The 25,137-nt window shown below is 71.2% G+C and carries 26 protein-coding genes, 1 tRNA gene and 2 pseudogenes; 16 read left to right on the top strand and 13 right to left on the bottom strand.

Features of this window, described 5'->3' with window-relative positions; all coding sequences use genetic code 11:
- Window positions 1-31: 31 nt before the first annotated feature.
- Window positions 32-736 (bottom strand): MerR family transcriptional regulator, encoded by a 705-nt coding sequence (locus tag OEY_RS0106525; protein ID WP_010593089.1) that lies wholly within the window; start codon window positions 734-736, stop codon window positions 32-34.
- 113 nt (window positions 737-849) lie between these two features.
- Between OEY_RS0106525 and OEY_RS0106520 the strand changes: the two genes are divergently transcribed.
- The 3 genes from OEY_RS0106520 (at window position 850) to OEY_RS0106510 (ending at window position 3,531) form a co-directional block, all read left to right on the top strand.
- The gene (locus OEY_RS0106520; RefSeq protein WP_010593088.1) at window positions 850-2,067 is read left to right on the top strand and encodes an erythromycin esterase family protein; all 1,218 of its coding nucleotides are present in this window, start codon (window positions 850-852) and stop codon (window positions 2,065-2,067) included.
- 297 nt (window positions 2,068-2,364) lie between these two features.
- The gene (mddA, locus tag OEY_RS0106515) at window positions 2,365-3,132 is read left to right on the top strand and encodes a methanethiol S-methyltransferase (RefSeq protein ID WP_010593087.1); all 768 of its coding nucleotides are present in this window, start codon (window positions 2,365-2,367) and stop codon (window positions 3,130-3,132) included.
- Between the two features lie 69 nt (window positions 3,133-3,201).
- Complete coding sequence (locus OEY_RS0106510; protein WP_010593086.1) at window positions 3,202-3,531, top strand: YnfA family protein; 330 nt, start codon at window positions 3,202-3,204, stop codon at window positions 3,529-3,531.
- Window positions 3,532-3,543: 12 nt separating this feature from the next.
- On the opposite strand, the gene OEY_RS0106505 is transcribed toward OEY_RS0106510, so the two are convergent.
- The 3 genes from OEY_RS0106505 to OEY_RS0106490 form a co-directional block, all read right to left on the bottom strand.
- Window positions 3,544-4,002 carry a hypothetical protein gene (locus tag OEY_RS0106505; protein WP_010593085.1) on the bottom strand — a complete coding sequence of 153 codons (459 nt, stop codon included), beginning with the start codon at window positions 4,000-4,002 and terminating at the stop codon, window positions 3,544-3,546.
- 149 nt (window positions 4,003-4,151) lie between these two features.
- On the bottom strand, window positions 4,152-4,916 hold the full coding sequence (locus tag OEY_RS0106495) for an amidohydrolase family protein (protein WP_010593084.1): 765 nt from the start codon (window positions 4,914-4,916) through the stop codon (window positions 4,152-4,154).
- Window positions 4,913-6,208: a lactate 2-monooxygenase gene (locus OEY_RS0106490; RefSeq protein WP_010593083.1), complete on the bottom strand. Its 1,296-nt coding sequence runs from the start codon at window positions 6,206-6,208 to the stop codon at window positions 4,913-4,915. The genes OEY_RS0106495 and OEY_RS0106490 overlap by 4 nt, the downstream gene beginning before the upstream one ends.
- A 200-nt stretch (window positions 6,209-6,408) precedes the next feature.
- On the opposite strand from OEY_RS0106490, the gene OEY_RS0106485 reads away from it, so the two are divergent.
- The 4 genes from OEY_RS0106485 to OEY_RS0106470 all read left to right on the top strand — a co-directional run bounded on the left by OEY_RS0106485 (window position 6,409) and on the right by OEY_RS0106470 (window position 7,903).
- Window positions 6,409-6,723, top strand: a complete 315-nt coding sequence (locus OEY_RS0106485; protein ID WP_010593082.1) for a rhodanese-like domain-containing protein — start codon at window positions 6,409-6,411, stop codon at window positions 6,721-6,723.
- Complete coding sequence (locus OEY_RS0106480; protein ID WP_010593081.1) at window positions 6,720-7,079, top strand: rhodanese-like domain-containing protein; 360 nt, start codon at window positions 6,720-6,722, stop codon at window positions 7,077-7,079. The genes OEY_RS0106485 and OEY_RS0106480 overlap by 4 nt, the downstream gene beginning before the upstream one ends.
- Window positions 7,080-7,209: 130 nt before the next feature.
- Window positions 7,210-7,479, top strand: a complete 270-nt coding sequence (locus OEY_RS0106475) for a metal-sensitive transcriptional regulator (protein WP_010593080.1) — start codon at window positions 7,210-7,212, stop codon at window positions 7,477-7,479.
- 25 nt (window positions 7,480-7,504) lie between these two features.
- Complete coding sequence (locus OEY_RS0106470; RefSeq protein ID WP_010593079.1) at window positions 7,505-7,903, top strand: DUF302 domain-containing protein; 399 nt, start codon at window positions 7,505-7,507, stop codon at window positions 7,901-7,903.
- Between the two features lie 491 nt (window positions 7,904-8,394).
- On the opposite strand, the gene rpe is transcribed toward OEY_RS0106470, so the two are convergent.
- Entirely contained in the window at window positions 8,395-9,114 is a 720-nt protein-coding gene (gene rpe / locus OEY_RS0106465; RefSeq protein ID WP_010593078.1) for a ribulose-phosphate 3-epimerase, read from the bottom strand.
- A 98-nt stretch (window positions 9,115-9,212) separates the two neighbouring features.
- On the opposite strand from rpe, the gene OEY_RS0106460 reads away from it, so the two are divergent.
- The 3 genes from OEY_RS0106460 (at window position 9,213) to OEY_RS28090 (ending at window position 11,325) form a co-directional block, all read left to right on the top strand.
- Window positions 9,213-9,956, top strand: coding sequence for a Clp protease N-terminal domain-containing protein (locus OEY_RS0106460; RefSeq protein WP_010593077.1), 744 nt, complete (start codon window positions 9,213-9,215; stop codon window positions 9,954-9,956).
- A 90-nt stretch (window positions 9,957-10,046) separates the two neighbouring features.
- Window positions 10,047-10,805 (top strand): hypothetical protein, encoded by a 759-nt coding sequence (locus OEY_RS0106455; RefSeq protein WP_010593076.1) that lies wholly within the window; start codon window positions 10,047-10,049, stop codon window positions 10,803-10,805.
- Complete coding sequence (locus tag OEY_RS28090; protein WP_048774076.1) at window positions 10,798-11,325, top strand: nitroreductase family deazaflavin-dependent oxidoreductase; 528 nt, start codon at window positions 10,798-10,800, stop codon at window positions 11,323-11,325. Before OEY_RS0106455 ends, OEY_RS28090 begins: the two co-directional genes overlap by 8 nt.
- 38 nt (window positions 11,326-11,363) lie before the next feature.
- Here the strand turns inward: OEY_RS28090 and OEY_RS0106445 are convergent.
- Window positions 11,364-11,436, bottom strand: a tRNA-Arg gene (locus tag OEY_RS0106445).
- A 405-nt stretch (window positions 11,437-11,841) separates the two neighbouring features.
- Between OEY_RS0106445 and OEY_RS0106440 the strand changes: the two genes are divergently transcribed.
- From OEY_RS0106440 to OEY_RS0106430, 3 genes are all read left to right on the top strand, one after another.
- Window positions 11,842-12,615 carry a neutral zinc metallopeptidase gene (locus OEY_RS0106440; RefSeq protein ID WP_010593074.1) on the top strand — a complete coding sequence of 258 codons (774 nt, stop codon included), beginning with the start codon at window positions 11,842-11,844 and terminating at the stop codon, window positions 12,613-12,615.
- Window positions 12,616-12,933: 318 nt separating this feature from the next.
- On the top strand, window positions 12,934-13,758 hold the full coding sequence (locus OEY_RS0106435; RefSeq protein WP_010593073.1) for a M23 family metallopeptidase: 825 nt from the start codon (window positions 12,934-12,936) through the stop codon (window positions 13,756-13,758).
- A gap of 76 nt (window positions 13,759-13,834) precedes the next feature.
- A complete protein-coding gene (locus OEY_RS0106430) occupies window positions 13,835-15,355 on the top strand; it encodes a glutamate-cysteine ligase family protein (RefSeq protein WP_010593072.1) in 1,521 nt (506 codons plus the stop codon).
- A gap of 1,444 nt (window positions 15,356-16,799) precedes the next feature.
- Here OEY_RS0106430 and OEY_RS31125 read toward each other — a convergent pair.
- The 4 genes and pseudogenes from OEY_RS31125 to OEY_RS0106410 all read right to left on the bottom strand — a co-directional run.
- Window positions 16,800-17,645: pseudogene (locus OEY_RS31125) on the bottom strand (M28 family peptidase); the annotation flags it as partial.
- 100 nt (window positions 17,646-17,745) lie between these two features.
- Window positions 17,746-18,969, bottom strand: coding sequence for a globin domain-containing protein (locus OEY_RS0106420; RefSeq protein ID WP_010593070.1), 1,224 nt, complete (start codon window positions 18,967-18,969; stop codon window positions 17,746-17,748).
- A gap of 55 nt (window positions 18,970-19,024) precedes the next feature.
- Entirely contained in the window at window positions 19,025-19,465 is a 441-nt protein-coding gene (locus OEY_RS0106415) for an RrF2 family transcriptional regulator (protein WP_010593069.1), read from the bottom strand.
- Between the two features lie 66 nt (window positions 19,466-19,531).
- Window positions 19,532-19,984: a CBS domain-containing protein gene (locus tag OEY_RS0106410; RefSeq protein WP_010593068.1), complete on the bottom strand. Its 453-nt coding sequence runs from the start codon at window positions 19,982-19,984 to the stop codon at window positions 19,532-19,534.
- Between the two features lie 147 nt (window positions 19,985-20,131).
- Here OEY_RS0106410 and OEY_RS0106405 point away from each other — a divergent pair, with 147 nt between their 5' ends.
- The 3 genes from OEY_RS0106405 (at window position 20,132) to OEY_RS0106395 (ending at window position 23,163) form a co-directional block, all read left to right on the top strand.
- Window positions 20,132-21,082, top strand: coding sequence for a universal stress protein (locus OEY_RS0106405; protein WP_010593067.1), 951 nt, complete (start codon window positions 20,132-20,134; stop codon window positions 21,080-21,082).
- Window positions 21,083-21,173: 91 nt separating this feature from the next.
- The gene (locus OEY_RS0106400) at window positions 21,174-22,214 is read left to right on the top strand and encodes an LLM class F420-dependent oxidoreductase (RefSeq protein WP_010593066.1); all 1,041 of its coding nucleotides are present in this window, start codon (window positions 21,174-21,176) and stop codon (window positions 22,212-22,214) included.
- A gap of 46 nt (window positions 22,215-22,260) precedes the next feature.
- On the top strand, window positions 22,261-23,163 hold the full coding sequence (locus OEY_RS0106395; protein WP_010593065.1) for a universal stress protein: 903 nt from the start codon (window positions 22,261-22,263) through the stop codon (window positions 23,161-23,163).
- A gap of 171 nt (window positions 23,164-23,334) precedes the next feature.
- Here the strand turns inward: OEY_RS0106395 and OEY_RS0106390 are convergent, their stop codons facing one another.
- The 3 genes and pseudogenes from OEY_RS0106390 to OEY_RS0106380 all read right to left on the bottom strand — a co-directional run.
- Window positions 23,335-23,643, bottom strand: coding sequence for a hypothetical protein (locus OEY_RS0106390; RefSeq protein ID WP_010593064.1), 309 nt, complete (start codon window positions 23,641-23,643; stop codon window positions 23,335-23,337).
- Entirely contained in the window at window positions 23,640-24,593 is a 954-nt protein-coding gene (locus OEY_RS0106385; RefSeq protein WP_010593063.1) for an acyl-ACP desaturase, read from the bottom strand. The genes OEY_RS0106390 and OEY_RS0106385 overlap by 4 nt, the downstream gene beginning before the upstream one ends.
- A gap of 61 nt (window positions 24,594-24,654) precedes the next feature.
- Window positions 24,655-25,137 (bottom strand): annotated as a pseudogene (locus tag OEY_RS0106380) (nitroreductase family protein); the annotation flags it as partial.

Below are 25,137 nucleotides of genomic sequence, written 5' to 3'. Positions count from 1 at the left end.
AACCGGATCCGTGGCCGCGCGGGGTCGTCGGCTACGTCTGCCGTGCCCGCTCGAGCATCGTGAGGTAGGTGTCGAGCTGGGCCGCGCCGGCGAGAAGAGCGCGGCTGCGCGTGGTCAGCCGGTCCTGCCAGGCGTCGAGAAAAGCCGTCGACGCGGCGGCGCCGTCTGCCGTGCGCAGGGAGTCGACGAACCGGGCGACCTGGGTCAGCGGATAGCCGCCCCGCCGCAGCTGCCGTGCGATCTCGGCATCGCGCACGCACTCCGGCCCGTATTCGCGGTAGCCCGTGGCCCGGTCGCGGTCGGGCCGCAGAATGCCGTGGGATTCCCAGGTGCGCAACGTGGCCGGGTGCACGCGGAGCCGGCGCGCGAGCTCACCCACCGTCAGCGGTCGACCGCGCACGGGGGTCGATGTCGCGGTGGCCAGGGCGTCCAGAGCGGTCGCCACCTCGATGCGGGTGTCACGTTCGGCGAGCAGCGCGGCGTGCGCGGCATCGACGAGCCGGTAGGCGGATTCGGTGTCGCCGCGATTGGTCGCGTGCATGATCTCCGTCGCCGGCCGGTGTCCGTGGCCCCCGCGCAACGCGAGGAAGGTGCGCAGCGCCTGTGCATGCAGGGGCGTGTAGCGCCGGTAGCCGGCCTCGCTGCGCTCGGTCGGGGGGAAGACTCCCGCGTCGTCGTAGTTGCGGATCGCCTGTGCGGACAACCCGTGTTGCCGGGCCAGGTCGACGGGTCGCACCGCGCACCTCCGGTTTGAAGGTTCGATCTGCCGATCGCAGGTCGAGTTCGCAGAAGCTTCACTCGATTCTTCAACGATAGCGTCGAGGGCAGTTCCTTCCGTAAAGGAGTGTCATGTCATCTGCCGTATCACTGCGCGGGATCGGCCGTCCGCTCGACGACCCGGCCGGCGTGGACCGTGCCCTCGACGACCTGCTCGCCGCGCGGAGCGAGCCGCCGGTCCTGTTGGCCCTCGGTGAGCCGACCCACGGGATCGAGGCGTTCCCGCTGCTGCGTAACGAACTGCTCGCTCACCTCGTCGAACGGGGGTTCCGGTCGATCGTTCTGGAGACCGACTTCTTCGCCGCCTCCGTCGTCGACGACTACGCGGCCGGGGCGCCAGGAGAGATCGACACGGTGCTCGCGACCGGATTCAGCCACGGGTTCGGCGCCGTGCCGGGAAACCGGGAACTCGTGGAGTGGCTCCGCGCGCACAACGCCGGGTGCGCGCCGCAGGATCGGGTTCGCTTCCACGGCTTCGATGCGCCGGTGGAGTACTCCGGTGCACCGAGCCCGCGACACACCCTGGTCCGGGCCGGGGACTACCTGCCCGCGGCGCTGCGCCCCCGATCGGTCCACGACCTCGACGCCCTCCTCGGCGAGGACGCGGACTGGACCGACCAGGCGGCCATGTTCGACCCGGCGGCGTCCGTCGGCGATTCCGATCGTGCCCGCGCTCTGCGCGTCGTCGCCGACGACATCGCCGGCGCGCTGCGGCGCGCGGCACCGGCCCTGCGTGCCGCCGACCCGGCCGGTTACGACCGGGCCGTCGCGCACGCGCGCACCGCCCAGGGCCTGTTGCGCTATCACGCGGCCATGGCCCATCCCGCCCCCGATCGCATCGCCACCCTGCTCGGCGTGCGCGCCGAGATGATGGCCGAGAACCTGCTCGCGATCGTCGCGCAGGAGCGGCGACGCGGACCCGTCCTGGTGTTCGCGCACAATGCGCACCTGCAACGCGCGCAGTCCCGCATGCAGGCCGGCGAGGACGGGGCGCAGTGGGGAAGCGCCGGCGCGCACGTCGGGCTCGCCCTCGGCGAGCGCTACCTCGTCGTGGCGACCGACGCCGCCCCGCACAGCGAGCCGGGCACCCTTCAGCGTGTGCTGACCGAGGCGACGACCCGACGCGCCCTGTTCCCGGCGCCGGCTCTGCGCGCCGCGCTCGACCTGTCGATCGTCCCGGGCCCACCGATCGTGCCCGGCCACATCCCGCTGGGCCCGGCCGACCTGGACGGCGCCGACGCGATCGTCTTCGTCGCCGACACCGACGGAAAGCGGCACCGGTACTGGTAGCCATCGCAGCGGGCCTGCGGCACGCCGTCCGGACACCCTGCGCGGCAGAGCGTCTCGCGCACAGGCTCCGGCGCGCCCGCACGGGGAAGAACTCGCTCGCATCTTCGGAATTCGCCCAGGCCACGGCGTGGGCAGATACCGAAAGTGCGAGCAAGTCCGGGCGGTGGACGACCGCCGGGGTGCCGGAAAACTCACCCCGGGGTGCCTGTCCTCCTCCGCCGCGTCGGCGCACCGTGGTCACACGGCACATCCGCCGACTGTGGCACGGGCGCCGCGCCCGGAGGAGGAAGGTTCACGATGTTGCAGACGACCGACAGGGGTGGCCTGAGCCGTACCCTGATGACCGCGTACGGCGCGGTCGCCTACGCCGTGTTCTTCGCGGTGTTCCTGTACTCGATCGGGTGGGTCGAAGGTCTCGTGGTGCCCCGCACCATCGACGAGGGGCCGCAGACGCCCGTCGTCGTGGCCGTGATGGTGAACCTGGCCCTGTTGTCCGTGTTCGCCGTTCAGCATTCGGTGATGGCCCGGCCGTGGTTCAAGCGCCGGTGGACCCGCATCGTCCCGCAACCGATCGAACGCTCCACGTTCGTACTGTTCGCCACCGCCGCCCTCGCGCTGGTGATGTGGCAGTGGCGTCCGCTGCCACAGGAGGTCTGGGACGTGGACGCGACCCCGGTGCGCGTGGCCCTGTACGCGGTGTCGTTCGCCGGATGGGGTCTCGTGCTCGCATCGACGTTCGCGATCGACCACTTCGACCTGTTCGGCCTGCGCCAGGTGCTGCGGAACTTCGCCGGGAAGTCGCCGGCCGAAGCCGAGTTCCGCACCCCGATGCTGTACCGGGTGGTGCGCCATCCGCTGTATCTGGGTTTCCTGATCGCGTTCTGGGTGGCGCCGACGATGAGCGTGGGGCACCTGCTGTTCGCCGCCGTCACCACCGGATACATCCTCGTCGCACTGCGGTTCGAGGAACACGATCTGACCGAGACGTTCGGCGACCGGTACCGCGACTACAGCGCCCGCGTGCCCCGGCTGGTACCGCGCCCGCGCGCGGTGAGCCGAACCTGACCATGTTCCGGGCCGGCTCCGGTGCGGGCGCCCCGCACCGGAGCCGTGCAACGCCGTAGGGTGCTTCGCGTGAGTATCGCGAAGTCCCTCGCCCTGTTCGCCGTGGCGGCGCTGTTCGAGATCGGCGGCGCCTGGCTCGTGTGGCAGGGGATCCGGGAACAGCGCGGCTGGATCTGGGTCGGGGCCGGGGTGATCGCGCTCGGCGCGTACGGGATGGTGGCAACGCTGCAGCCGGATGCGAACTTCGGCCGCATCCTGGCCGCCTACGGCGGAGTGTTCGTCGCCGGATCCCTCGGGTGGGCGATGATCGTCGACGGCTTCCGCCCCGACCGGTGGGACGTGGCCGGGGCGCTCGTCTGTCTGCTCGGCGTGGCGCTGATCATGTACAGCCCGCGCTGAATTCCGACGAAGTCAGCCGACGGTCACCGTCCCCACGGCCGGTGTCGAATTGCAGATCGGGCCGCTGCTCAGGTTCACCGAACCGAACACGGTGGTGAGCACGGTGCCCGGACCGGTGTTCACCACCTTCGCCAGGTTCGGGTACGTCCCCTCGAGGTCGACGATCCCCGCCTGGCCGGTGCTCTGATTGAGCCACGCGACCGACACCTGCCCGGCGGCAGGCATGGGACCCAGTCCCGGTGCGGTGGAGAACAGTACGTGCCCGGGTGGGATCCCGGGATTCGCCTCCGGTCCGGCCTGCGCGGTGACCGCCGTGATCGAGGCCAGGCTGCCCTGGTTGAGGCATCCGAAGGTCAGTGCCGTGCCGAGGGATTGGGGCGGTGCGGCGCCGGCGCTGCCGGCGAACAGGACGGCGGCCGCGATCGGCGCGGCGGTGGCGAGGATTGCTCGGGTGGTTCGGGCGGCGCTCATGCTGATGCTCCTGGGATCGGAATGTCACGTCCGGGTGCCGACCGCCGCGCCCCGCCGGCGGCGCGCCCCGCGCACCGAATGACGCCCCCGAGTGTAGATCGCGGACGGCGGAGCAGACGACGTTTCGCAGATCTTGGTTGCCGGGGATGTCAACGCACGCGGTAGAACTGCGCGGCATTGTCGTGGAGTGCCCGCGCGGCGAGTTCCGGGCCCAGGGTGTCGGTGACGATCTCGACGTCCGCGTCGAGGAACGGCCGCGGGGCCCGGGTGGACGGTAGATCGGTGCCGAACATCAGGGCGTGGGGATTCCGGTCGGCCACGGCGCGCAGCACGGGGGCGACGTCGAAGTCGACTCGGCCGAAACCGGTCGCCTTGACCCGGACCCCGCGGTCGACGAGTGCCGCCAGGTGGGGAAGTCCGGCGGCGGACAGGCCCAGGTGGTCGATGCTGACCGCGGGGAGGGCGGCGATCGTCCCGGTCAGGGTGGGCAGTGTGCGCGCGTCGACGTACAACTCGGTGTGCCAGCCGGCGACGTCGTGCACCCGGCGGGCGAGCGTGCCGAGGTGGTCGGCGGATTCCGAACCGCCGCGGCGCAGGTTGAACCGGATGCCCCGCACCCCGGCGTCGTTCAGCCGCGTGATCTCGTCGTCGGTCACGGTCGCCGGCAGCTGGGTGACTCCCACGAAGCCGGGTCCGAGCAGCGCGAGGGCGTCCAGCAGGTAGCTCTGGTCGAAGCCGTGGAAGGAGCCGGACACGACGACGCCACCGGTGACGCCGAGCCCGCGGACCCGCTCGAGATAGTCGGTCACCGTGAACGGCGGGGGCACGTATCCCTGGTTCGGGATCACCGGGAAGCGGGGATCGACGATGTGGAGGTGGGCGTCGAAGATCGGCATCCGGTGTGCACCGGTCACGTGCGGGTCACCGCGTCCGCGGTGATCTCCTTCACCGACGTCAGCCCGCTGAGCCCGAGCGTCAGGTCGAACTCGGCAATGATGTTCGCGACGGCGTCGCGGGCTCCGTCCCGGCCGCCGACGGCCAGGCCGTACAGGTGGGGGCGGCCGACGGTGACCGCGTCGGCGCCGAGCGCGAGCGCCTTGAACACATCCGATCCGGTGCGGATTCCGCTGTCGAGCAGTACCGGCACCCGGCTGTCGACGGCGGGGACGATGCCGACCAGGGCATCGAGGGCGGCGATGGCGCCGTCGACCTGGCGGCCGCCGTGGTTGGAGACGATGATGCCGTCGGCCCCGGCGTCGAGGGCACGGCGGGCGTCGTCCGGATGGAGGATGCCCTTGAGCAGCACGGGGAGATCGGTGCGTTCGCGCAGCGACTCGATCTCCGTCCACGTCAGGGAGGGTCGCGAGTAGATGTCGAGGAACGTCTCGACCGCGGCCCGGGGTTCGGGGGAGCGGAGGTTGTCGAGGAGGCGGCCGGGGTAGCGCCGGCTCATCGAGAGCAGTGACCTGATCGCGCCGAGGGTCACCTCCACCTCGGGACGGGCACCGGCGGCCGCCGCGATGCGGTCGCGGACGATGCGCACGAACGTCGGGTCCGAGGTGTACTGGGCGATCCCCTCGCCGCGGGCGAACGGCAGGGAACCGAGGTTGAGATCCTGCGGCCGCCAGCCCAGCAGGGTGGTGTCCAACGTGACGACCACGGCGTCCGCGCCGATCGCCTTCGCGCGGGCGAGCAGGCTGTCGACGAGGTCGTCGTCGCTGCTCCAGTACAACTGGAACCAGCGTGGGGCATCTCCCATCGCCGCCGCGGTGGCCTCCATCGGCGCGCAGCCCTGGTTGGAGAGGATGTAGGGCACACCGAGTTCGGCCGCCGCGCCACCGATCGCGACGTCGGCGTCGGGATGCGCGAGTTCGGCGGCGCCGACCGGCGCCAGCAGGACCGGGGCGGGCAGGGTGCGGCCGAACAGTTCGACGCTCAGGTCGCGGTGGGAGACGTCGCGCAGGACGCGGGGGACGATCTTCCAGCGGTCGAACGCCTCCCGGTTGGCGCGCATCGTCGCGCCTTCACCGGCGCCCCCGGCGATGTAGGCCCAGCCGCGGCGGCTCGTCTTCCGTCGCGCCAGACGTTCCAGCCCGGCGAAGTCGGTCGGCACCGGGGGAGTACGCCCGAGCACTCCGGCCCGGTAGATGACGTTCTGACGGGCACGGCCCGCGCCGGGCTGCGGCGCCACGGGTCCCTCGCTCATCGGCGATTCCTCCCAGGTGCATCGGGTCGGGGATCGTCTCGGACGCTACCGGAACGGTCGCGGCGCCGGACCCGGGCGGCCGTCGCCCGGGCGGGGACGGTGGACAGATCTGCATATACCCCCTAGGGTATGTAGTACCCCTCGGGGTATGAACCTCGAACGACGGCACGATGCCCACCGGTGTGGGCCGAGGAGTGGACATGAGGGAAATCGACATCACCGCATTCGCCGACGCGTGGAAGTCCGGCGCGACCGTGGTGGACGTGCGCGAGGACTACGAGTACGAGCAGGCGCACGTGCCCGGCGCCCAGTGGATTCCGCTCGGCGAACTCGGGTCCCGACTCGCCGAGATCCCGGGAGCCGACCTCGTCTACGTCGTCTGCGCCTCCGGTAATCGCAGCCTGCGCGGGGCGGACATCGTGTCCGCGTCCGGGCGGCCTGCGGTCTCGGTCGCCGGCGGCACCAAGGGCTGGCTGCGGGCCGGTCACCCGGTCGAGCAGGGTGGCACCCGATGAGCCTGCTCGAGAAGGTCAAGGCGCGCTTCGCCAAACCCTACGAGACGGTCGACGTCCGTCGCGCACGCGAGCTGCTCGAGGCCGGGGCGGTCCTCGTCGACGTGCGGTCCGCCGCCGAGTACCGGTCCGGGCACGCGCCCGTCGCACAGCACTGCGAGCTGTCCCAGGTCCCCACGCGCGCGGCGCGGATCGTCCGCAACCGGCCGGTGGTGTTCGTCTGTCACTCCGGCATGCGGTCGGCCAGCGCCGCGCGGATGTTCGCCCCGGAGGCGCAGGCGCCCGTGGCCTCGCTGCGTGGCGGCATGATCGCCTGGGAACGGGCCGGGGAGCGGGTGGTCAGGGGCGGTCGCCGCTGAAGGCGACGCCGGATCGAGCGGCCCGTGATCCGGGAGGCGGCATCGAGTCGGAAGGTGGGCGCGGGAATACCCCACGGGGTATGATGTGTTCATCTTCAGTATGAAGGGGCCGACCATGACAGTTAACACCGTGAATGCCGCAGAATCCACCACCCAGGTTCTCAACCGGCTGCGTCGCGCGCAGGGCCAGCTCGCCGGGGTCATCTCCATGATCGAGAGCGGGCGCGAGTGCCGCGAGGTGGTCACCCAGCTCGCCGCGGTCTCGCGTGCCCTGGACCGGGCCGGCTTCAAGATCGTCGCCACCCGGTTGCGGCAGTGCGTCCTCGACGAGCAGGACGACACCTGCGTCGACAAGCTGACCGAGGAGGAACTCGAGAAGCTCTTCCTCGCGCTCGCCTGACATCAGCGAATCACGAAGGAGCGCTATGACACTCGCCCTCGCCACCACGCTGCGCGCCCCGCTCGACGACGTCGTCGAGCGCACTCGTGCGGCACTGAAGGAGCAAGGCTTCGGGGTGCTCACCGAGATCGACATGCAGGCCACCCTGAAGACCAAGATCGACGTCGACATGGAGCCGTACGTCATTCTCGGGGCGTGCAACCCGCCGCTCGCGCACCGGGCCGTGTCGGCCAACCGGCAGATCGGGCTGCTGCTGCCGTGCAACGTCGTCGTCCGGCGCGATCCGGAGGACTCCGGCACGGTCCACGTCGAAGCCATGAATCCGCAGTTGATGGTGCAGGTGGCCGAAGACCCCGAGCTGCAGCCGGTCGCCGACGAGGCCGCGCGGCGGTTGCAGGCGGCGATCGACGCGCTGGGTAGCTGAGCCGTCACGACGGGCGCCGGGATGTCTCTCGGCGCCCGTTTCGCGTTCGTCGCTGCCTCCCGTGTGCCACGGTCTCCCGTGTGCCACGGTCTCCCGTGTGCCACGGTCTCCCGTGTGCCACGGTCTCCCGTGTGCCACGGTCTCCCGTGTGCCACGGTCTCCCGTGTGCCACGGTCTCCCGTGTGCCACGGTCTCCCGTGTGCCACGGTCTCCCGTGTGCCACGGTCTCCCGTGTGCCACGGTCTCCCGTGTGCCACGGTCTCCCGTGTGCCACGGTCTCCCGTGTGCCACGGTCTCCCGTGTGCCACGGTCTCCCGTGTGCCACGGTCTCCCGTGTGCCACGGTCTCCCGTGTGCCACGGTCTCCCGTGTGCCACGGTCTCCCGTGTGCCACGGTCTCCCGTGTGCCACGGTCTCCCGTGTGCCACGGTCTCCCGTGTGCCACGGTCTCCCGTGTGCCACGGTCTCCCGTGTGCCACGGTCTCCCGTGTGTCACGGTCTCCCGTACGCCGTCCGGGCCTTCTCCCGCAGCAGGCGCACGGCGCGGGCCGGGTCGTCCGTGCCGTAGACGGCGGTGCCGGCCACGAAGCAGTCGGCACCGGCCGTCGCCGCAGCCCCGATGGTGTCGAGGTTCACCCCTCCGTCGACCTCGATGAGCAGGTCGAGTTCACCTGCGTCGACCAGGCGTCGCGCCGTGCGCACCTTGTGGAGCATCTCGGGAATGAACCGTTGACCGTTGAAACCCGGCGGCACGCTCATCACCAGGAGCGTGCCGAAGTGCGCGAGCGTGCCGAGGTGCGGTTCGAGCGGGGTCTGCGGTGCGAACGCGAGACCGGCACGGGCGCCGGCGGCTCGCAGGCGACCGGCGAGGGCGATCGGGTCGCGGGTCGCCTCGATGTGCACGGAGACGTTGTACGCGCCGGCCTCGGCGTAGTCGACTGCCCACCGGTCGGGGTCCTCGATCATCAGGTGACAGTCGAGCGGCAGCGGCGTGTGCCGGGCCAGGGACCGCACGACCGGCAGCCCGAAGGTGAGGTTGGGGACGAAGTGCCCGTCCATCACGTCGATGTGCAGCCAGTCGGCTCCGCGGTCGGATCCACCGGCCACGATCCGCGCCTCGTCCGCGAGACGCGCCAGGTCGCCCGAGGCCAGGCTGGGTGCGATGAGGGGCTCGCGGCGGCGGCCGGGGCCGGTGCGGACATCGGGGTCCATGCGACGACGGTACCCGGAGTCGGCGCACGTGGGAGGCACGCCGGAATCGTCGTCAACCGAGCGTTGACGAGCGTCATGCGTCAACCTATGGTTGACGAATGACGAATCCGATCCCCATGAGCAATCCCGTGCGGCTGGACGACCTCATCGACGCCATCGAGAAGGTCCACTCCGATGCCCTCGAACAACTGACGGACGCCGTTCTCGCCGCCGAGCATCTCGGAGAGGTCGCCGACCACCTGATCGGCCACTTCGTCGACCGGGCCCGTCGCTCCGGCGCGTCCTGGACCGACATCGGCCGCAGTATGGGCGTCACCAAGCAGGCGGCCCAGAAACGTTTCGTGCCCAAGGGTTCCGCCGATCTCGATTCCGAACAAGGCTTCAGCCGATTCACCGAACGTGCCCGGAACGTCGTCGTGGCGGCACAGAACGAGGCCCGGGCGGCCGGCAATGCCGAGATCGCCCCGGAGCATCTCGTGCTCGGTCTGCTGAGCGAACCCGAAGCCCTCGCGATGCGCGCGCTCGTCGCGCAGGATGTGTCGCCGGACGCGGTCCGTCGCGCCGTGGCGGCGACGCTCCCGCCGGCGACGGGGGATGTGCCCGACCTGATCCCCTACGACGCGCGCGCCCGGAAAGTGCTGGAACTGACCTTCCGGCAGGCGCTGCGGCTCGGGCACAACTACATCGGCACCGAGCACATCCTCCTCGCCCTGCTCGACCACGAGAACGGCAGCGGCGTTCTCGGCGGTCTCGGGGTGGACGCCGCCGTCGCCGAAGCGCACGTCGCCGAGGCCGTGGCGGCGGAACAGGCCGCGTACGAGTCGCACGGACGATCGGACTGAGCAGGTAGCTGTCCGCTCCGCAGCAGGAAACCGGCTCCGCCGCCTGCTCTTCGGTCTACCGTGGAGTCGAGTAAGCCGAGAGGGGGAGCAATGACCTACCCGCTCGTCGAGAAGACCCGGGAACGCTCGGAAACCGGGCGGCATCTCGTGACCGAGGACTACACGAAGACGCCGTCGCTCTGCCGACGCGGGGTGTGGGTCGGCCGGCAGATCGACTTCTCCGAAACCGTGCTGATCTCCTTCGAGCACGGCCACGAGGATCTGTCCGTCGGCTGGATCGTCGACGGCGCGGCGATCGTGCCGGCAAGCTACTACGCGCCGTGCCAGGGTGCGCCGGCGATCCGGTACCGGTGTCCCGGGGACGGTCGGAACCTGCACACCCTGTCGCTGATGAGTACACCCGGCAGCGACCGGGGCTGTGTGGACCTGCAGGTGGTGTTCACGCGTCCGCCACAGTGGAATCCGCTCGAGTACGGCCCCTCGACGAGGGTGTGCCTCCGGGGGCGGGTCGTCGAGTGGCCGTGGTACCTCCTGCAGCAGGAACAGGAATGCTGGGAGCGGTTTCGGAAGGTCTTCGAGAAGTACGTGGTGGTGCCCCGTCCGGTTCCCGCTCCGCCCGGCCCGGTGGAGCGGTGGATCGCCAGCCTTCGCGGCGACGAATCCGTGACGGTACGGGCGCACTTGGACACCGTCGAGCACCTGGACCCCGCGCGGGACGGCGACCTCTTCGCTGAACTACGTGCCGACCTCGCAGCGAGGTTCCTCCGGTGGGCGAACTCCGCGGACGGACCGGATGCCGACGGCCGCTCGGCCGACACGGCGAGCCGGGCCGATATCCCCCGTGAGTGACGAGGGTGGAGCTGCGACCGGCCGGTCCGTGCTCCGGCGACTGGCCGAGCGGGTGTACGACGGCGCCGTGCTCGTCGTCGACACAGCCTTCACGGTGGTGCGTGTCGCCGTGTGGCGCTCGCGTTGGAAGCCCGCCCTGACTGCCGTGCGCCGGTACAACAAGTCCGTCCTCAACCCGGTGATCCTGAAGAGGAGAGGGGCGACGGTCACCGCGGTGCACCACGTCGGCCGCCGATCCGGGAAGCCGTACGTCACCCCGGTCTGGGCGGAACGAGCCGGACAGTCGTTCTTCGTCCATCTGCCCTACGGCACCGACGTCGACTGGTGCCGCAACGTCCTGGCCGGTGGGGGCTGCACCCTCGAGCAGGCCGGCGTGCGCTACGACGTCGTCGCTCCCGTGATCGTGCCCGCAGCGGAAGCGGAACCGCATCTGACACCGGCATCGAGAAGGATGCACCGCCTGTTCGGCGTCCGGTCGTACCTGCGGCTCGACGTCGCCCCTGAAGCGAAGGTCGACTGATCCAGGGCCGGCAGCGGAACTCGGCCGGCGTTCCCGTGTGCCCCCGGCAGGATTCGAACCTGCGACACCGGCTTTAGGAGAGCCGTGCTCTATCCCCTGAGCTACGAGGGCGGCGCGCGGTGAACCGGTTCGATTCGATGCGCGGTGTGAGTGTAGCCGGGATCGGGGTACCGGTGTGAAACGGTCGCGGACCTGGGGCGCAGCGGTTGTACCCGCCCACTCCGCCCGGCCACTCCGCCCGACCGAATGTCACACGCCGTCGATCCAGCCGAACGCATGTGACATTCGGTCGGGCGCACCCCGGCGACGGCAGTCGGGCGCACCCCGGCGGCGGCAGTCGGGCGCACCCCGGCGGCGGCGGTCGGGCGCATCCCGGCGGAGGTGCGGCCAGTGATCCCGGGGGTGGGAAACGTCCCCCTCGGGGTGACGGGGCGCAGCCCGAAGAGCCCTGGATCGAGACCCCCGCACGCCGGAGGGTGGATCCGCAAGCCGAATCCTCGTCCCCCGGGAGTGCTCATGCCTCGTTCCGTTTCGTGCACGATCCGCCTCGCCGCCGTGGCCGTCGTCGCCGTGGTGCCCGCCCTCGGTGCCGTCGCTCCGGCCGCCGCGGAGGACGAGGCTGCACTGCAACAGCTTTCGCCCACGGCGGAGTGTCCGTTCGCCGCCGGGCCCACCGGGCAGTACACGACGGAGATGATGGGACCGTATGTGCAGTGCTTCCTTCCGTCGATCGAGTCGTGGATCGACGCCACCTATACGGACATGCCGCATCCGAACGCCTACTACGCGGTATCGGCCGGGAAGCCGGGGGAGGCGGCGCCCGGCTGCGCCTACGACGAGAACTCGCTGATGTACTGCGCGGCCGACCGCAGCCTCTACATCGGCGAGAAGGCGGCGAGGGAACTGGTGAGTGACTACGGGGAGATCGCCGTTGCCGCGGTGCTGAGCCATGAGGTGACGCATCACTTCCAGACGATGCTGGGGCTGCCGCAGCCCGACCCGGCAGAACCCAACAGCGCAATCCCGTACGAGAACCAGGCCGACTGCGGATCGGGCGCCTTCGTCGCGTACTCCGAACGGGATCTCGGCGTCACGATCGAGCAGGCCGACCTGGCATCACTGGGGCGGGCGTTCGCCGCGGTGGGGGAGGACAAGGGGCCGGAGCGCACCCACGGCACCGTCGAGCAGCGCATCCAGGCATTCGATACCGGCTACCTCAGCCCGTCGCCGACGCCGTTGCTCTCGTGCGTCGACTATGTCCCCGACGCGCCCCTCGCGTATGTCGGCTGAGGCGGCAGGCGAACCGCTGTGATCACAATCACATAACCGGAGGCGGCTCCGGCCGGTTGTGCGGGAGTGGGACGCGGCGTCGGGGTCCGGTGGACGCTTCCGCCGTGTCGTGCCCACCGCAGGACGGGTTTCCGCTGTTCACGAGGGCGCGGGAAGCGCGACAGCCGACGACGGCGCCGCGGCGTCGGCCGCCCTACCCACCGCGACGGTGTCCGAAACGTAACGCTGGCGCTGGCCTATATCGTTTTGTTACTTTGAGTCGCCAGAAACGGCCGGGGGTCACCCGGCGCGCAACGGACGACGGATGAGGTAGCAACTGTGGGACGGCACCAGCGGGCAGGCGACGAGGCGACCACCTTCGAGATGGACCTGTCCGGTGCGTCCTCCGGCCGCGGCCGGCACCGCGTCGAGCCCGCCGGCCCGTCGGCGCCCGTGAAGGCCGCCACCGTCGCCGCCGCCACCGGCGCCTTCTTCGCCGTCGGCGCGCAGCTCACCGCCGGCACGGCCAGTGCCGCCCCCGCCCCCGCTCAGACCGGCACGCTGCCCTTCGAGGTGCCCCAGGGTCTGCTGCCCGAGGGCTTCGAGCTCCCGCAGCTGCCCGGAGCGCCCGCCCCCGCCGACGAACACGGCCACGGGCATGCCGCCGCTCCCGCCCTGCCGCCGGAGCTCGACGCCCTGGTCGACCAGTTCGCCACGGGTCAGGGCTGGCTGAACAACCTCAACCCGGCCAAGCCCGCCACCGTGCAGCCCGTCTCGGGCACGCTCACCTCGAACTTCGGCCCCCGCTGGGGCAGCCACCACGGCGGCATCGACATCGCCGCCCCCATCGGCACCCCCATCAAGTCCGCCGCCGACGGCACCGTGCTCGACGCGGGCGCCGCTTCCGGCTACGGCCAGTGGGTGCGCGTCCTCAACGACGACGGCACCACCGCGGTCTACGGCCACGTGGACACCTACCAGGTCAGCGCCGGCCAGCGGGTCACCGCCGGTCAGCAGATCGCCACCGTCGGCAACCGGGGCTGGTCCACCGGACCGCACCTGCACTTCGAGGTGTGGGATCAGGCCGGCGGCAAGACCGACCCCAACGCCTGGCTCAGCACACGCGGCGTCGTCGCCGACTGGAGCAGCTACCGCGCCGTCTGACGCTCGCCCCCACCTGCGGTCGCTCGGCCGCTAGGCTGACGAATCATCACCTAGCAGGGGAGAGGGACACGGCTCCATGGGCACGCAGATCAAGGCTCGGTCCTTCACTCGCGCCGACCGGCGCGAGTTCCGCACCAAGGTGCAGGCCTGCCTGGCCGCCCTGGAGCGGATGCTGCGCGAAGGCGCCTTCACCGATGCGCGCGAACGCCCGGAGCCGCTCCTGGGCATGGAGATCGAGTTCAACCTCGTCCAGGACGACATGGAACCGGCCATGTGCAACCTCGAGGTGTTGCAGGCGATCGACGATCACGCCGTGTTCCAGACCGAGCTCGGCCAGTTCAACGTCGAGATGAACGTCGACCCCGGGCCGTTCGCCGGCGACGCCGTCCTCGACATCGAGAACTCCCTGCGCGAGTCGCTGCGCCGCGCCGACACGCGGATGCACCGACAGGACGCCCAGCTCGTCATGATCGGCATGCTGCCGACGCTCGAGCTCGCCCACCTCGACCGGGAACGCATCACCGCCAATCCGCGCTACGAGGCCCTCAACGAGCAGATCTTCGCCGCGCGCGGCGAAGACATCGAACTCGATCTCGACGGCGTGCCCCTGCCCGGCCGCGACGGTGCCGAACAACTGCGGGCCGATGCCAACTCGGTCGTGCCGGAGGCGGCGTGCACGTCGCTGCAACTGCATCTGCGGGTGGCTCCGGAAGACTTCGCCGAACACTGGAACGCCGCCCAGTGCCTGGCCGGGGTGCAGGTGGCGCTCGCCGCCAACTCCCCGTTCCTCGCCGGCAAGGCGCTGTGGCACGAGAGCCGGATTCCGCTGTTCGCGCAGGCCACCGACACCCGCACTCAGGAGCTGAAGAACCAGGGGGTGCGCCCGCGGGTGTGGTTCGGCGAGCGCTGGATTGACTCGGTGACCGACCTGTTCGAGGAGAACTCGCGGTACTTTCCGGCACTGCTTCCCGAGGTCTCCGAGGTCGACCCGCTCGCCGAGCTCGATGCCGGACGGACTCCGGGCCTGCGCGAGCTGCAGATGCACAACGGCACCATCTACCGCTGGAACCGGCCCGTCTACGACGTCGCCGACGACCACCCGCACCTGCGGCTCGAGAACCGGGTGCTGCCGGCGGGGCCGACGGTGCTCGACGTCATGGCCAACGCCGCGTTCTATTACGGGGCGCTGCGGGCTCTCGTCGATGCCGACGTGCCGCTGTGCCGGTTCATGAGCTTCGACGCCGCCCGCGAGAACCTCGGGATCGGGGCCAAGTACGGTCTCGACGCGCGGTTGTACTGGCCCGGACTGGGGTGGGTCGGAGCCGACGAACTCGTGCTGCGCCGGCTGCTGCCGATGGCGGACGCGGGGCTGACCGCCTTCGGCCTGTCGCAGCAGGCGCGGGACAGGTACCTGGGCATCATCGAGGGCCGGTGCCTGAACCGGCAGACCGGTGCGGCGTGGCAGCGCGCGCAGGTCGTCGAACGGGAGGACGCCGGCGCCGACCGGCGCACCGCCCTCCACGGAATGATGCGCGACTACATCCGGAACATGCTCGGTGGCAAGCCCGTTCACGAGTGGCCGCTCGGCGCGGTGTGATCACAACCGGACGGTCCGGGTCACCGCGACCGCCGGGGTGACCACGACCCGGTCGTCCGGAGCGCGGTATTCCGGGACCGCGGTCAGCTCGTCGGTGACATCGGCGACGTGCAGCACGGTGGTACCGGAGCGCGGAACGACGGTCAGCCGCACCTCGATGCCCTCGGCCGGCGTCCCCGAGAACAGGAACCCGAACGGCGCGGCCGGTGCGGCGTTCCGGCCGGCCACCGCGACCTCGCGCACCTCCGCGGTCGTCTCGTCCACCCACAGCCCGACCGTGGGCGCCCCGCGCGGTGACGTCAGCCGCAACGTCAGCGTCCGCTCGTCGCCGTCGGTGACGTCCGCGACGACGTCGAGCCCGGGCGCGGGCAGCGGCGCGGCCGGTGCCCGGCCGTGGGCGAACCTGGTCTCGCTGCGCCACGGGAACGCGTCCGGCAGGGTGGCCGGCGCCTCGGTCAACAGGGCGCGGCTCCAGTCCGACGCGGGGGCGCGCGGCGAGGCCCACACGGCGGCGCCGGTGTCGGCGTTCAGTGCGTAGAGGAGCTGTTCCTGCCGCGGCGGGGTGGCGCCGTCGCGGTTGACCCAACCCCCGGTCGGCGCGGCCACCACCACGACCGCCGCGGCGGCGATCGATCGCGGCGAGCCGCAGCTGCGACGGGTCGCCGGCGGCGTCGACGAGCGGCAGCGCCAGCGCGAACAGCACCGCGACGAACACGCCCGCGAGCGGCGCTCCGGTGAGCAGACCGGCGTCGAACGACGCGACCGCGCCGGGCACGAGCACCACGACCGCCGGCACGGTCCCGGCCACCGTCACGGGCGTCCGCCACCCGCGCCGGTCGGCCGGCAGCCGGTCCACGACGAGCGCGGCGACCGCGGCCGGCAGCGCCGGCAGGACCAGGACGGTCGCGACGCCCAGGAAGGGCAGCGCGGCCACGGCGGTGACCGCGACGGCGAGCAGCGCGCCCGTCGCGAACGCCGCCGGGCCGACGCGGCGGCGCACCGCCGGGTACGCCGCGAGCAGGACGGCGACGGCCGCGGCCACCGCGGCAACCTGATAGGGCACCGGCCGGTACGGTTCCCGCAGGACCGCCGAGGCCTGCCCGGGGGCGATCCGCAGCGCGAGCCACCACGGGACGAACGCCGCACCCGCCGCCGCGGCCGCCACGGCGATCGAGATCCCGCCCGATGCCGCGAGCCGGCCCGCCGAGGCGGTGCCGTCCCGGATCCGCCGGGCCACGAGGGCACCGGTGACGGCGGCGAGCAGCGCGGTCAGGGCGATCTCGAGCCAGCGGGGGAAGTGCACCGGTCCCCAGGGCAGGGTGACGACGACGTCGTCGCCGCCGGAACCGAGTTCGGCCAGGTCGATGGACGAGAATCGCTGTGCCGCAGCGAGGGTCGTTTCGCCCATGCGCTGCAGCGACGAGGTGTCGAGCCGGTCCGCGGTGTCGACGGGGCTGTGATAGTAGGCGCCGCCGCCGGCGACCGCGGTGTCCGCGGCGTGCAGGCCGGCCTCGGTGAGGCGGCGGAAGTCGGTATCGTTGGGCAGCAACTCGAACGCCGTCTGGGTGAACGAGTCCGCGGTCGTGCCCGGCACGTCGGACAGCACACCCACGAGACCGGCGTTGGGTGAGGAGATCCGGAAGGTGACGGGGACGCCGCCGTTGCCGCGGGCCTCGTGGTTGAGCACCACGGTCGGCCGCGCGTCGGCCGGCTGCCGCCTCGTGTACTCCTCGGCGCCGAGCAGGCCGCGTTCCTCGCCGTCGGTGACGAGCACCGTCACGTCGTTCCGGGGACGGGGGCCGGCGGACAGGGCCCGGGCGGCCTCGAGGACCGTGGCGATTCCGATCCCGTCGTCGCCCGCGCCGGGGGAAGCGGGGACCGTGTCGTAGTGCGCGGCGAGCACGACGGAACCGGTGGGGTCGGTGCCCGGGAGGGTGGCGACCACGTTGGCGACCCGGCCGCCGCGCTGGGTGCCCTGCACGGCGGTGGTCGACCAGCCGACGCCGTCGTCGACGCGGGCGGCCCAGCCGAGTCCGTCGAGGACGCGGACCAGGTAGTCCCGCGCCGCGGCATGGCCGGCCGAGCCGGGCGGGCGCGGCTGCGCGGCCACCGCCTCGACGTGCGCCGTCGCGCGGGCGGCGCTGAACTCGGTCGGTGGGGTGTCGGCCGGCGCGGGCGCCACCGGGGTCCGCAGCGTGGCCGTGAGCGCGACGAGGAGCAGCACGAGCAGTCCGATCCGGGCGGGACCGCGGGGCGTGTCCGCACGGGCGGGGACCGCGACGTCGTCCATGCGAGCGAGCCTAGCGCCGGATCGTGGAGACGACCGTGCCCCGGCCGGGGCCGGGGCACGGTCGCAGGGAACTCAGGCGCTGGGACTCAGGCGCTGGGACTCAGGCGCTGGGGGCCCAGCTGTCCGGGCCGAACACCTCGTAGTGGATGTTCTCGGCGGGCACGTTGCGCTCGATCAGGGCCTCGCGCAGCGAGAGCATGAACGGCAGCGGACCGCACAGGTACGCCTTGGTGTTCGGGTCGAGCGGCAGGTCCGACACGTCGGCCCGGCCCACGCGCACGGTCTCGAGCGGTTCGCGGGCACCGAGATCCTCGTACCAGCGGTGCACCTCGGCGGACGGGATGCGCTCGACGAGGGTGGCGAGTTCGTGCCGGTGGGCGTGGTTGGCGACGGAGCGGTCGGCGTGCAGCACCGAAACCTTGCGCTCGTCACCGGTTTCCGCCAGATGCGCGAGCATGCCGATCATCGGGGTGCAGCCGATGCCGGCGGAGGCCAGCAGCAGCGGGGCGCCGTCGTCGGGCAGCACCAGGTCGCCGAACGGCGTGGTCACCTGCAGATCGTCGCCTTCGAAGACGTTGTCGTACAGGAAGTTCGACACTTCACCGGCCGGCGCGACGGCGCCGTCGGGGGTGGTGGTCGCCAGGATCCGCTTGACGGTGATGCGCCAGTCTCCCTGCGACGGCGCGTTGGTCAGGCTGTACTGGCGGATCTGGCGGGCGCCGTCGGGGAGCACGACGCCCACCGAGAGGTACTGACCCGGGCGGAAAGCAGGCAGCGGGGCGCCGTCGAGCGAGGTCAGGACGAACGAGACCGTGTCGGCGGACTGGTGCCGGCGCTCGGCGACGCGGACGGTGCGCCACACGTCGCCCGGTGCGACGCCCGCGGCCTTGTACAGGTCGTCCTCGAGCTTGATGAGGGTGTTGGCCATCAGCCAGTACAGCTCGTCCCAGGCCGCGGCGACCTCGGGGGTGACGGCTTCGCCGAGGACCTCCACGATGGCCTCGAACAGGTGCTTGTGGACGATCCAGTACTCGTCGGGCTTGATGCCGAGGGAGGCATGCTTGTGCGCGATGCGGGACAGGATGGCCTCGACCCGGGCGGGATCGGGGTCGAGTTGCAGGGTCGCGAACGCGGCGATGGAGCCGGCGAGGGCCTTCTGCTGTTCGCCCTGCTTCTGGTTGCCGCGGTTGAACAGGTTCCGCTCGAGCTCGGGGTGCGCGGCGAACATCTTCTTGTAGAACAGGGGGGTGATGTCGCCGATGGCGGCACCCACGGCGGGGAGGGTGGCGCGGATGACTTCCTTGGACTCGGCTGAGAGCGGCATCGTGGACTCCGTTTCGATCGGGCTGGGCGGGTTCGCGGGCTGTGGAACCCTGCGGTCAGACGGCGGGGCGGGTGAGTTCGAGCAGGACGGTGCGGGTGGGCGGGCGGGCGAGGTCGGCGACGGTGACGGCGTCGAGGGCGGTGTAGAACGCCTCCTGGGCGCGTCGCAGTGCGCCCCGGAGGCTGCACCCGGCGCGCAGCGGACACGGCTTGTCGCCCTCGCAGGCGACGACCTCGTTGTCGCCTTCGAGTTGCCGGGCGAGCCATCCGACGGTGGCGGACCGGCCGAGTTCGGTGATGGCCAGTCCGCCGCCGCGGCCGCGGCGGGTCGTGACGACGCCGAGTTCGCTCAGTCGTGCGACCACCTTGGTGGTGTGGGCGTACGACAACTCCAGTTGCTCGGCAACGCTTCTGGTACTGGGGGAGCTGTCGGGCGCGGCGGCCGCCAGGTACATGACAACTCTCAGTCCGAGATCGGTGAACTGGGTGAGTTGCATGAACCGAGACTAGATAATTGTCATCCCAAATGACAATTTAATGTGACGCAGATCGCTTTCCGGTCTTCAGTGCTCGAGCAGGGGAAGGATATTGCGCCAGCTGACGATTCCGATCGGCCGGCCGTCGCGCACCACCGGCACGGACCGCAGCCGCATCTGCAGCATCGCTCGCGCGATGTCGAACAGCTCCGCGTCCGCGTCGAGGGCGACGGGCGGCAGCGCCACCGCCCGCACCGTCAGCGGCCGGCGGATCGCGCTCACGATCGGCTCGGGCAGATCGGCATACACCGACAGCCGCGCCAGGTGCGCCCCCGCCAGGGCCTCCTCGGTGATCAGGCCGCACAACCGGCCGTACTCGTCCACCACCGGAAGTGTGGTGAAACCGTTGCGCGCCAGCACCTCCCCGGCCCGCTCCAAGGTGGCGTCCACCGTCACCGCCAGCACCGGCGTGCTCATCACGTCCGCCGCGCGGACCTTGCGGGCCGCGGCATCCGTCACGCGGATCGGACCACCGGACATGACGCGCCTCCTCTCCCCACGATTGTGGCCGCATCCTCCCCGCCGGACCAGTGGCTCCGGACTTCCCGGAGAAGGACCAAAGACCATTCCTGGCCCAGGGGGAGCGGGTTAACCTCGAGGCCGAGGACGATCCCTGCGACGAGAGCGGTGACCGACGTGAAGTTCCCCGGCAGCAAGACGCACCACGAACCCGCGCACGACGAGGCGGTGCGGTCGAACACCGTGGTGGTCGGGATCGACGGCTCTCCGGCCTCCGACGACGCCGTCCGGTGGGCCGCCGCGACCGCCGCCGACCGCGGGTTGCCGCTGCACATCGTGCACGCTCTGGACTTCGCCCCCAGCGGGTACAGCGGGGCGCCGTTCATCCAGACCGCGCAGGTCTTCGAATGGGTCGAGGACGAGGGCAAGACGCTGCTGCAACGGGCCGAGGAGGTCGCCCGCACCGTCGCGCCGGCGCTCGAGATCACCACCCGACTCGCCGCCACCGGCAGCGCCCGCTGGCTCATCGACCTGTCTGCCCACGCGCGCATGCTCGTGCTCGGTTCCTCCGGCACCGGCCGGGTGGGCGAGGCCCTGCTCGGCTCCACCCCCGTTTCCGTGGCCAGCCACGGCCGGTGCCCCGTCGTCGTCGTTCGCGGCGAGGCACCGGAGTCCCTGCCCGACACCCGGCCCGTCGTCGTCGGGGTCGACGGCAGCACCCTCAGCGAGAAGGCCGTGCACGCGGCGTTCGAGGAGGCCGGTCTGCGGGGTGTCGACCTGGTCGCGGTCCACGTGTGGAGCGACATGCGGCGCGGGACGTTCGACGAGGCCGTCGAGGTCTCGATCGATCCCGACGCGTTCGCGGAATCCGAGCAGGCCCTGCTCGCCGAGCGTCTCGCCGGATTCCACGACCGCTACCCCGACGTGAACGTGCGCCGCGAGGTGTACGTCGACGGGCCGCGCGCTCACCTGCTCGCCTGGTCCGAGAAGGCGCAGCTGCTGGTGGTCGGCAGCCGCGGACGCGGCGGATTCACCGGCATGCTGCTCGGTTCCACCAGCAACTCGCTGATCCGGGACGCCCACTGCCCCGTGATGGTCGTGCGCCCCGACGAGTCCTGAGGATCGGTGCCGCGCCCCGGCGGTAGGGTACCGGGAAAACGGTACGAGCGTGCCCGTCCGGGCACGCACCAACGGATCACGGGGTATGCCGATGCGCATCGGGATGGGACTGAACTACAGCGGCGGCTTCGCCGAGACGGCGGCGGAGGTGGCCGATCTGGAACGGGCCGGCCTCGACATCATCTTCGTGCCGGAGGCGTACTCGTTCGACGCGGTCAGTCAGCTCGGCTACCTCGCGGCCAAGACCGAACGACTCGAGCTGGCCTCGGGCATCTTCCAGATCTACACCCGCACGCCGAGCCTGACCGCGATGACCGCCGCAGGACTGGACTACGTCTCCGACGGCCGTTTCGTCCTGGGGATCGGTGCGTCCGGCCCGCAGGTCATCGAGGGATTCCACGGCGTCAAGTACGACGCGCCGCTCGGCCGCACCCGGGAGCTCGTCGACATCTGCCGTCAGGTGTGGCGCCGGGAAAAGGTCGAATACCAGGGCAAGTACTACCAGATCCCGCTGCCGCCGGAGAAGGGCACCGGGCTCGGCAAACCGCTCAAGCTCATCAACCACCCGGTGCGGGAACGCATCCCCGTCCTGATCGCCGCGATCGGCCCCAAGAACGTCGAGATGACCGCCGAGATCGCCGAGGGCTGGGAGCCGATCTTCTTCCATCCGGAGAAGGCCGCCGACGTCTGGGGCGATTCCCTCGCGCGCGGCAAGGCCAAGCGCGACCCCTCGCTGGGCGACCTGCAGGTCTACGTCGGGGCCGCCCTCGCGATCGGTGACGACGTCGACTTCCTCCTCGACTTCGTGCGCCCGCACCTGGCGTTGTACATCGGCGGCATGGGTGCGAAGGGGAAGAACTTCTACAACGATCTCGCCGTCCGCTACGGCTACGCGAAGGAAGCAGAGACCATTCAGGACCTGTACCTCGCCGGCCGCAAGGAGGAGGCGGCCGCCGCAGTGCCCGACGACCTCGTGCGGGCCGTCTCGCTGATCGGCCCCGAGAGTTACGTCCGGGAGCGGGTCGCCGCGTTCGCCGAAGCCGGCGTCACCACCCTCACCGTCACCCCGATCGCGGAGAACACCGCCGGCCGGGTCCGACTGATCGAACAGCTGCGGGAGATCTGCAACTGACGCTCGCGAGAACCGGGCCGCCGGCCCGCCGACAGAGGGGACACCTATGACCGATACCCAACCGATCGTCGTCGCGGTCGACGGATCCGACGCGGCGGCCACCGCGGTGATCTGGGCGGCCCGCGCCGCCGCGGCCCGTGCGTTGCCGCTGCACATCGTCACCGTCGTGCACATCCCCGCCTTCTACTACTCCGAGCCCTACCTCGCGGAGAGCTTCCACGAGGAGATGAAGGAGACGGCGCGGGCCCGGCTCGACAGCGCCGTGGTGCTCGCCAAGCGCATCGCCGACGAGCAGGGCCCGGTCGAGATCACCACCGAGCAGATCGAGGGCAAGGTCGTCCCCACCCTCGTCGAGGTTTCGCGCCGTGCCGACACCGTCGTGCTCGGCTCCCGCGGCCTCGGCGAGGTCAAGGGGCTGCTCGTCGGCTCCGTCACCCTCGGTCTCGCCTCGCACGCCCACTGCCCGGTCGCGATCGTGCGCGGCCGCACCCTCGACGGGGCACCCCCCTCCGACGGCCCGGTCGTGGTGGGCGTCGACGGCTCCGAGGCGTCGGTGCGCGCCGTCGAGGTGGCGTTCGCCGAGGCGGCCGCCCGCAAGGCCACGCTCGTCGCGGTGAACGTGTGGAGCGACGTGAGCGTGCAGCCGTCGCTGGGCGCGGTGCCCGAGGATCCGCAGTGGAGCCGGATCCAGACGGGCGAGGAGGTCGTGCTCGCCGAGAACCTCGCCGGGTTCCAGGAGCGCTACCCGGACGTCGTCGTCGAACGCGTCGTCGCGCGGGACCGGCCGGTGCGGGTGCTGAGCGAGTACGCCGAACGCGCCCAGCTGATCGTCGTCGGCTCCCGAGGTCGCGGCGGGTTCAAGGGCCTGCTGCTCGGATCGACCAGCAATGCGCTGATGCAGACCGCCGACTGCCCCGTGCTGATCGTCCGGCCCGACGGCGAGAAGTAGCCCTCCCGTCCCGGCCTGCGCCGCATGTGGTTGCGCGGCTGGGTGCTTCTCGCGCGCGTTCTCACGCGCGCGAGAAGCACCGCACCGCGCGACCGTACCCGGACGCTCGATGCCCGGCACCCGGAAGCGGGTGCCGGGCATCGTCGCACGGTGGTCTCCTCGGTGCGCGAGTCAGCCGAAGTCGTCGAGGCCACGCTCGCGCAGTTCGCGCCAGACGTCGGCGGGATGGATGCCGCGACGGACCGCGTCGTTCTCGATGAGGACGCCCAGCAGCACCGAGCTCAGGTAGGCGACGTCCTCCGGGCGGTGGGTACTGCTCTTGGCGGTCAGCCAGCCGGACACGTCGCCGCGCTTCGCGGCGCGCGCCATGTCCAGAACCGAGCCGAACAGCTTGCTGTCGGTGGTTCCGGTCCGGGGGGTTCCGGTCCGGGGGGTTCCGGTCCGGGGGGTTCCGGTCCCGGGCTCACGCACGCTGGTCATGCGCTCGCCCCCGCGTGCTCGTCGCGGTGGGCCTGACGTGCGAGCGCGCGGTCCCGGGCTTCCTCGAACCGCTCGGCCTTCGTCTGCAGATCGGTGAGGAAGGCGTCGAGGTCCTCGCGCAGCTGTTCGCCGCGGCCGCCGAAGTCGGTGCGCTCGAACACGCGCCACTTGCGGAGCACCGGCAGCACCACGTCGTCGAGGTGCTGGCGCAGGTCGTAGATGCCGCCCTTGGCGATCAGGACGGCGTTGCGCCGGAAGTTCGCCATCGACGCACCGGGCATCCGGAACCGGGTCAGCACGCTCATGATCGCGGCCAACGTCTGGTCGGGGGCGATGTCGAGGGCGCCGTCGACGATGTTGCGATAGAACATCATGTGCAGGTTCTCGTCCGCGGCGACGCGGGCGAGCATGCGGTCCGCGATCGGGTCGCCGCACGCCCTGCCGGTGTTGCGGTGCGAGACCCGGGTCGCCAGTTCCTGGAAGGTCACGTACGACACGGACTCGAGCATCGATGTCGACCCCGGGTCGAAGCCGGTGGTCATGTGCGCCATGCGCGCGTTCTCGAGTGCGACGGGGTCCACCCCGCGGGTGACCACGAGGTAGTCCCGCATGACGACGGAGTGCTTGTTCTCCTCGGCCGTCCAACGTCCCACCCACGTGCCCCACGCGCCGTCGAGGCTGAAGTGCTCGGCGATCTCACGGTGGTAGGAGGGCAGGTTGTCCTCGGTGAGCAGATTGGTGATCATCGCTGCCTGGGCGGTGTCGGACAACGCGGACTGGGCGGGATCCCAGTCGGTGCCGCCGAGGGCGGCGAAGTTGCGGCCCTCGTCCCACGGAACATAGTCGTGCGGATGCCAGTCCTTCGCCATCGCCAGGTGGCGGTGGACGTTGTCCTCGGCGATCGGCTCGAGCTCCCGGAGCAGCTGCAGGTCCGTGAGTTCCCTTGTCACAGTGATGCATTCCCTCTCTGATTGGTCGGGGCGCCCCCCTGCGACGCCCCGTTCGGTCCGGTCAGAACCCGATACGCATGATCAGTTGCGGAAGACCGTCGAGGTCCATCCGTTCGGCGAGCCGGGCCGCGGAGTCCTCCACGCGCAGTGGATAGGTGAGCACGGAGGCGGACAGCCGGGCATCGACCGCCGCCAGCCACGCCCGCTCGGATGCGATGCCCACCCGCACCAGGTCGATCGGATCGGCGGACTGTACCGAGAAGACCAGCACGGTCTCCCGGTCGATGGCCGCCGCGAGTTCGGCGGTGTCCGGCACGCCGGTGGTGATCAGTGCGCGCCCGGCCGCTCCGCCGGCGTCCAGGTCGGCGCCCCAGTCGGTCACCACCTCGGCGTTGCCCTCCGGATGCCAGTGCGACGTCCACCGGAACATCTCGCGCTGGTAGTGCGGGTTGCGGCGCATCGCCTCGGCCGAGTACGTGAGCATGTCGGCGAGGGCCGGTGCCTCGTCCGAGGCCAGCAGGCGAACCCGGACACCGCGAATGTC

This window comes from Rhodococcus sp. P14, from assembly GCF_000256505.1.
Classification (GTDB): Bacteria; Actinomycetota; Actinomycetes; order Mycobacteriales; family Mycobacteriaceae; genus Rhodococcus; species Rhodococcus ruber.
The sequence above is the reverse complement of the archived record's forward strand: the minus strand, read 5'-3'. Positions and strand labels throughout refer to the sequence as shown.